Below are 2,779 nucleotides of genomic sequence, written 5' to 3' on the forward strand. Positions count from 1 at the left end.
ACGCTGTCAAAGGTCGGCGGGCGTCGTATTCGGACAAGCCGTCGAGTTTCCAGAGCAGCGCCTTGCGGTCCCGCCGCAGTCTCCCGTGCAGGTTGTCCTTCGCGAATTCATCGATCATGCGGCATGAGCCTGCCATGGGCTGCTCGTGGTCTCAAGATCCCGTACGTGGTCCGCAACGACTGGCAGAGCCGAGGCCTGGCCATGGCCGCCGCCCTGACCTGCTACAAGAAGCTCCCGAAACTTGCCACGTGAGACACCCTCTTAGTAGGGAAAGTCCCACCGCGCTCGAGTCGGCTGATCGTCTGTACTTCGCTGCTGTACTGCACCAGATTCTGCGGGTCTCCGTGAGGTGCGCAGACGCTGAGCTGCCTCTGGCACGTGCGGCGCGGGGTCGGGTACTTCAGGAGTCGTTCCGGCGTCCCGCCGAAGACGCGTACTTCGCGGGGGAGGTGCCTATGGATGCGGTGAAGTCGCGGGTGAAGTGTGCTTGATCGGCGTAGCCCAGTTCGGCGGCGAGTGCGGACCAGTCCTGCGGATCGGCGGCCGCACGTGCGGCGGCTTCCTGCATGCTGGCTCGCCGGATCACCCACTTGGGTCCGATGCCGACGTATTCGGCGAACAGCCTCTGCAGCTGGCGCACGCTCATGTCGGCGATTGCGGCCAGCTGGGACACCCGTAGAACAGCAGGATCGGTGTTGATCGTTTCGACCAGCTTGGTCGCCTTGTCGATGGCAGGGTCGGGCGTGGGCCGGAAGTCGCGCAGGAGCGTGGCTGCGAGGTGGAGCGCGGTGGGCACGCGGGGTTCGGCGATGATCGCGTCTGCTGCCGCCCGCGCCGCCGGGCCGAAGATCTCTTCGATGTCCAGGACTCGGTCGGTGAGGGTGGACACCGGAGCAGTGAGGAAGGGGCGGAAGCCACCGGGTCGGAATCGTAGGCCCAGTGCCCGGCCGGTGCCAGAGATCTCTCGGGTGAACGTGTCGCTGACGATGCCTGTGATGTGGGCCTGCCCGCCGGTGGTGAAGGTGAGGTGGACCACCGGGTGGGTGAGGACTTGCTGCCGGTGCGGTTCGGTCAGGCCCCAGTGGAGGATCCAGTACCCGTCCACGAATGGGGTCAGATCCGCCGGGGCCGGTTCGTGGTCGAGTCGGAATCGCTCAGCCGCGGTGCGCGGGTCGAGGATGGCCCGCTGTCGCGTTTGTTCAATACCCGTCATCGTCGTCCTGTCTACCGTGCCTGACGGCAAGCGGGAAGGGATGACGTGGAGACGAGATCTGTGATGGCCCGAGCCTCCGAATCGGCGGTGGACATCGTCCGAGGGGTCGGGCCGGACGCGTTCGACGGGCGCACACCGTGTCCGGAGCTGAAGGTCGGTGCACTCCTGAACCACCTGATCTTCTTCACCGGCGTGCGGGGGCACGCCGCGGGACTGAAGCAGCCCCCGCAGGCTCCGAATGAAGTGGCGGAGGGGAGTGATTTCACCGCGGAGCCGGATTGGGCCGAGGCATATGCCGCCCGCTCGGCGGCGACCGCCGCCGTTTGGAGCGTTTCAGAGGCATGGGCGGGCGAGACGGCGCTGACCGGGAGCGGGCAGATGCCGGCCCGCTTCATCGGTGGGATCGTGCTGGGCGAGTGGCTGCTGCACGGCTGGGACCTGGCGGTGGCCACCGGGCAGAAGCTGAACGTGGACGACGAACTCGCGGCAGCGCTGTACGAGGACATCGCCGGCAAAGCCGAGATGGCCAGGCGGTACGGGGTGTTCGGCCCCGAGGTCAGCGTGCCGCCGACCGCACCGCTGTTTGACCGCGCTCTGGGACTGGCTGGCCGTGACCCGTCGTGGAAGCGTCCAGCTGACCGCATGTGAGGGGGTGCAAGCAGCCCCCTGTGGTCCTGCGGATCGCAACCCACGTTCCCTGCTGTGGGTAGGGCTCAGCGGCCGTCAGTGACTGGGGGACGTCCTCGTCGAGCACAGCGAAGCGCTGCATCTCGGTGAGAGCCAACCCCGCGGGGTTCCGCCACCGGCGAAGACAGAGTGCTGTGGTCCGACCCGCTTCGCGAACAAGCCGCCAGCCGAGTGATCGTCAAGATTTGTGGATCGGTTGATCTCAGTTTTGTTCCGGTGAGTTGATCGCGACGAGTTCGACTTCGAAGCCGTCGTCGTTCTCCAGGTAGGCGGCGTAGTGCTGTCCGCCGCCGGCGTATGGATGCCGCTCGGGGAACATCAGATGCCAGCCGTGTCGGGCGGCGTCGGCCACCAGCTTCTCGACCATGGCGGCGTCTTCGACGTGGAAGGCCAGGTGGTTCAGCCCCGGGCGGCAGCGATCGTGCTCTTCGGCGGTGAGGGCCGGCGACTGCTCGATGACCAGGTAGGTCGGCCCGAGCTGCCAGCTGCGTCCGCCGTCCCAGCTCTGGTAGAGGGTGTAACCCAGCGCCTCCAGCAGCCAGCCGAGCGAGGCGAGCGCGCGATGTAGGTCCGGCACCCACAGCTCGACGTGATGCAGCGTGCCGTGCGATGGCCGGCTCATGCGGTGACCGCCTCGGCGCGTTCGACGAGCTGGCCGCGCTCAATGGGGGCTCCAGCCCGGACGAGCGCGACGAGGTGGGGTGCATTCACGGCCCGCCAGCGGTTCTGAGCGGACTCGACAAGCTTGAAGATCATGGCGAGTGCGGCGGTGCGGGAGCCGGCGCCGCGGGTGGCCTTCATGCCCCGGCGGGCGCAGTCCCGCAGTAGATCCGCCCCTGACTCGCCCGACTCGCGGTAGCCGTCCTTGAGCGCGACCAG

At 67.5% G+C, this 2,779-nt stretch carries 4 protein-coding genes and 2 pseudogenes; 2 read left to right on the top strand and 4 right to left on the bottom strand.

Annotated elements, in window-relative coordinates; all coding sequences use genetic code 11:
- Positions 1 to 118: pseudogene (locus tag VXC91_RS44295) on the bottom strand (type I restriction endonuclease subunit M); the annotation flags it as partial.
- Positions 119 to 123: 5 nt separating this feature from the next.
- On the opposite strand from VXC91_RS44295, the gene VXC91_RS44300 reads away from it, so the two are divergent.
- Positions 124 to 252, top strand: a complete 129-nt coding sequence (locus tag VXC91_RS44300; RefSeq protein ID WP_329513002.1) for a hypothetical protein — start codon at positions 124 to 126, stop codon at positions 250 to 252.
- Between the two features lie 148 nt (positions 253 to 400).
- On the opposite strand, the gene VXC91_RS44305 is transcribed toward VXC91_RS44300, so the two are convergent.
- A complete protein-coding gene (locus VXC91_RS44305; RefSeq protein ID WP_329513003.1) occupies positions 401 to 1,213 on the bottom strand; it encodes an AraC family transcriptional regulator in 813 nt (270 codons plus the stop codon).
- A 63-nt stretch (positions 1,214 to 1,276) separates the two neighbouring features.
- Here VXC91_RS44305 and VXC91_RS44310 point away from each other — a divergent pair, with 63 nt between their 5' ends.
- Positions 1,277 to 1,861, top strand: a complete 585-nt coding sequence (locus VXC91_RS44310; protein ID WP_329513004.1) for a TIGR03086 family metal-binding protein — start codon at positions 1,277 to 1,279, stop codon at positions 1,859 to 1,861.
- A 241-nt stretch (positions 1,862 to 2,102) separates the two neighbouring features.
- Here VXC91_RS44310 and VXC91_RS44315 read toward each other — a convergent pair whose 3' ends face one another.
- Together VXC91_RS44315 and VXC91_RS44320 are read right to left on the bottom strand one after the other, a co-directional pair.
- Positions 2,103 to 2,522: a VOC family protein gene (locus tag VXC91_RS44315; RefSeq protein ID WP_329513005.1), complete on the bottom strand. Its 420-nt coding sequence runs from the start codon at positions 2,520 to 2,522 to the stop codon at positions 2,103 to 2,105.
- Positions 2,519 to 2,779 (bottom strand): annotated as a pseudogene (locus VXC91_RS44320) (hypothetical protein); the annotation flags it as partial. The gene VXC91_RS44315 and the pseudogene VXC91_RS44320, both read right to left, overlap by 4 nt.

This window comes from Streptomyces chiangmaiensis (assembly GCF_036281785.1).
GTDB lineage: Bacteria > Actinomycetota > Actinomycetes > Streptomycetales > Streptomycetaceae > Streptomyces > Streptomyces chiangmaiensis.